At 61.8% G+C, this 3,535-nt stretch carries 4 protein-coding genes; 3 read left to right on the forward strand and 1 reads right to left on the reverse strand.

Going from position 1 to position 3,535, the window contains the following annotated elements; genetic code table 11:
• Positions 1-406, reverse strand: a 406-nt coding sequence (locus JNL55_RS29060) for a serine hydrolase domain-containing protein (RefSeq protein WP_293862901.1), incomplete at its 3' end; no start/stop codon positions are given.
• Positions 407-607: 201 nt separating this feature from the next.
• Here JNL55_RS29060 and JNL55_RS29065 point away from each other — a divergent pair.
• From JNL55_RS29065 to JNL55_RS29075, 3 genes are all read left to right on the forward strand, one after another.
• The gene (locus tag JNL55_RS29065) at positions 608-1,111 is read left to right on the forward strand and encodes an Lrp/AsnC family transcriptional regulator (protein WP_293862903.1); all 504 of its coding nucleotides are present in this window, start codon (positions 608-610) and stop codon (positions 1,109-1,111) included.
• Positions 1,112-2,320 carry a serine hydrolase domain-containing protein gene (locus JNL55_RS29070; RefSeq protein ID WP_293862905.1) on the forward strand — a complete coding sequence of 403 codons (1,209 nt, stop codon included), beginning with the start codon at positions 1,112-1,114 and terminating at the stop codon, positions 2,318-2,320.
• A 166-nt stretch (positions 2,321-2,486) separates the two neighbouring features.
• The coding region (locus JNL55_RS29075; RefSeq protein WP_293862907.1) for a DUF885 family protein at positions 2,487-3,535 on the forward strand (1,049 nt) is incomplete at its 3' end.

Consider the following 3,535-nt stretch of genomic DNA (forward strand, 5'->3'; position numbering starts at 1 on the left):
GGCGTACCGTGATCTTGCGACCGAAGTCGGGCACGTAGGGCAGGTAGGTGCGCACGTCCGCGTCGAGGTCGAGCTTGCCCTCTTTGGCCAGCAGTGCCACCGAGAAGGCGGCGAACTGTTTGGACACGCTCGCGACGTGGAAGCGGGTTTGCGGCGTGATCGGCGTGCCGGCCTCGACGTCGGCCAGGCCGTAGCCTTTGGCGAACACCAGCTGGCCGTGATGGTAGACGCCGACCGCGGCACCCGGGCTGCCGGGCTGCGTCTGTTCACTGAACAGCGCGTCGATCTCGGCGGTGTGCTGACCGACGGTGGCCTGATTGCCTTGGGTTTCCGTGGTGTCGAGTGACGGGGAGCAGGCCGTAAGCGCGACCAGGCACGCGACGGCGACGAGGGAACGAACCAGCATGAAGCGCTTCCTGTGAGGTTTGAGCAGTGCAAGCCAATCGCGCAGACTAGGTAATCCGCTCGGTTCGGGGATCAGAGATATCACTGGACGCGACGGGACAGCGCGCTTGGGAAAAATTATGATCGCAGAGACTTGGCAAAAGCGCAGGTTCATCTGCGCTGCCCCAACTATCTTGGCCACTCTCGGTTGCGACAACGCCTTATGAGTCAGCGATCCTCGGCAGGCCGGCTAGATGCACGCGACCTGAAAATTCTGGCGCTGGTGCAGACCAACGGCCGCATCTCGACTCAAGCGCTGGCCAAGGCCATCGGTTTGTCGCTCGCGCCCTGTTTCAAGCGGCTCAAGCGTCTGGAGCGCGACGGCTTCATTCGCAGCTATCGAGGGGTGATCGACGCGCAGCGCTGCGGGTCGTTCGTCGTGGCGCATACCGAAGTGACGTTGGCTCGGCATCGGGCCGTCGATTTTTCGCGCTTCGAGGCGGCGGTGTGCCGGCGCCCGGAGATCGTCGAGTGCGACGCCGTCAGCGGCGGCATCGACTATGTGTTGAAGGTCATCACTCGCGACCTGAATCATTATCAGCAGCTCATCCACGGCCTGCTGGATGAGGATCTCGGGGTGGACACTTACTTCACCTACATCGCCACCAAGAGTGTGAAGCGCGATGGGGTGCTGCCGATCGAACTGCTGATGCAAGGGGAGTCGTAGATGTTCGTCAGTCGTCGCAATGTGATCAAGCAGGGCGTGGCCGCCGCGGTGTGCACGGGGCTGATGCCGGCGCTGGCACGAGCAAGCGACGGGCAGGCGCTGATCGCTTGGCTTCGCGGCGCTGAGTTTGCTCAGTGGGTTCGCGACAGCATGAAGACGGGACACGTCGCCGGGCTGAGTCTTGCGGTATTGGATGAGGGGCGAGTGGTGCACACCGCGGGCTTTGGTCACGCAGATATTGCGACCGGCCGTGCGATGACGCCAGACACGGTGATGAACATTGCCTCGGTCACCAAGACCATCACCTGCACCGCTGTCATGCAGTTGCATGAGCAGGGCAAGCTCGATCTGGATGCGCCCATCGATGAGCGCCTGCCCCTGAAAATTCGTAATCCTGCCTTCGCTGGTCGGCTTATCACCACGCGGCAGCTGTTGACGCACACCTCATCGATTGCGGACGGCCCGGCTTACGAGGCGAGCTATGCGTGTGGCGATCCGCAAATCGCGCTGGGCGATTGGTTGACCGGTTACTTCACGCCGGGCGGCGCTCACTACGATGCCAAAACAAATTTCCACGCGTGGGCACCCGGTGGCACCTGGAGTTACAGCAACGTGGCTTATGGCGTGCTGGGCTGGCTGGTAGAGCGGGTCAGCGGGCAGTCGTATGCGCAGTACTGTGCCGAGCATATTTTCACGCCGCTCGGCATGAATCACTGTCGGTTCTTGCTCGCGGGCATGGATCGCACGACGCACGCCACACTCTATAGTTATGTCGATGATGGTCGCTTCACCAACGTGGGCGTCGTGGATCCGTCTTGGACTGCGCCCAAGCAAGGCGCGGCGCTGGTGCCTCATTGTTTATATAGCTTCGTGACGATGTCGGACGGACTCGCTCGCTGCTCAGCGGCGGAGCTGGCTCGCTTCGTCATGGCCTACGCTCAGGGCGGCTCGCTGGACGGTGCTCGCATTCTCAAGCCCGACACCGTGCGCCAGATTTTGCGCGACCAGCGTGTTCACTACGCCGAGCCCAAACCTCAAATACAAGGACTCACCTGGCGTGGCCGGGACGCTCGCTGGGGCCACACCGGCGCCGATCCCGGCGTCGCCACCGGCGTCGAATTTCGCCCCTCCGACGGCCGCGGCCTGGTCGTGCTGACCAACATCTCGGGCGCGAAGTCGTTCTCGCAGATTCTAGAGCGGGTGTTCTGATCGCTGGAGGAGACTGACGGACGATTCCGCACGCTCGGGGGGAATGATTTTATTCCGATAGTTGTTCCCTCAAGTCAACTCTCAGGAATAATCAATGCAAGAGTTCCTGTTGAGGATGTCGCACCTTGCTGCGTCTTAAGGGGCTGTCGGTCATTTCGGAGCGATCATGAGCTATCGTTGCCTGGTTGCGGTGGGCATCCTATCGCTGGCGCTGGTCGGCGGCTGTAGTCGCGACAAGAGTCCTCAGCCGGCTCCAGCCTCCGCCGCAAACCCTGGCGCGGCCACCGCGCAGGTGGATGCACTCGCCGACGAGCTGCTAGAGCATTTGCGTTCGACCAGCTCCTACACGCGGCTACTGAGCGATCTTCCCGTCACCGAGATCGAGGATCTGACCTTCGAACAAGCGCAACGAGAAGCCGCGTTTCATAGCGCGGCGCTCGCTCGCTTGCAGAAGGTCGGCATCGCTGAGTTGCCACAAGACCGGTGGTTGCTCGCCAAGCTGCTCGAGCACACCTATGAAATCGGTAAGAACGCGGCCGAGGACTACTGGCTCAGCTTCGCCGTGACGCCGTACATGGGCGGCCAGGCGATATTGAGTATCCATACCGTGCTTGCGGGCCAGAAGATCGGCAGCCAGGCCGATCTGGATCGCTATCTGACCCTGGTCGATGAATATGTCGGCTTCGTGGATCAAATGGCAGCCAAGACGCGTGCTCAGGCAGAGAGAGGGATTCGCGTGCCGAAGCCAGCGCTCGACGGCGTTCGTAAGACCATCACCGGGTTGCGCGCCAGCGCGCCCGCTGCATTGGATGTGGCACCGGCGCGTTTGAGTGAACTAGCGGCGACGGATGTAGAAACCTTTCGTCGCGAGCTCGATCAACGCATCAAGGAACGAGTTACGCCTGCGTACGATCAGTTGCTGGCCGTGTTCGACAACGCCTATGAGTCGGCGGCACCCAGCCAAGTCGGTCTGTCTCAGTATCCCGGTGGCAAGGACAACTATCTTCGACGGATCGTGTATGAGACCGGGCTGACACTGACGCCACAGGAGATCCACGAGCGGGGTCTCAAGGCCGTCGCGGCACTGGATGCGACGATGCAGGCGATTCGCGATGAGCTGAAGTTCAAAGGCGATCGCGAGGCGTTTCATAAGATGCTCCGCCGCGACCCTCGGTTTCTCGCCAAGACGCCTGAAGACGTCGAGGCGCGCTATCG

It is taken from the genome of Steroidobacter sp. (assembly GCF_016790065.1).
Classification (GTDB): domain Bacteria; phylum Pseudomonadota; class Gammaproteobacteria; order Steroidobacterales; family Steroidobacteraceae; genus Steroidobacter.

Coding starts and splice junctions, on each gene's coding strand:
- JNL55_RS29065 (WP_293862903.1), top strand. CDS start 608: ATGAGTCAGCGATCCTCGGCAGGCCGGCTAGATGCACGCGACCTGAAA.
- JNL55_RS29070 (WP_293862905.1), top strand. CDS start 1,112: ATGTTCGTCAGTCGTCGCAATGTGATCAAGCAGGGCGTGGCCGCCGCG.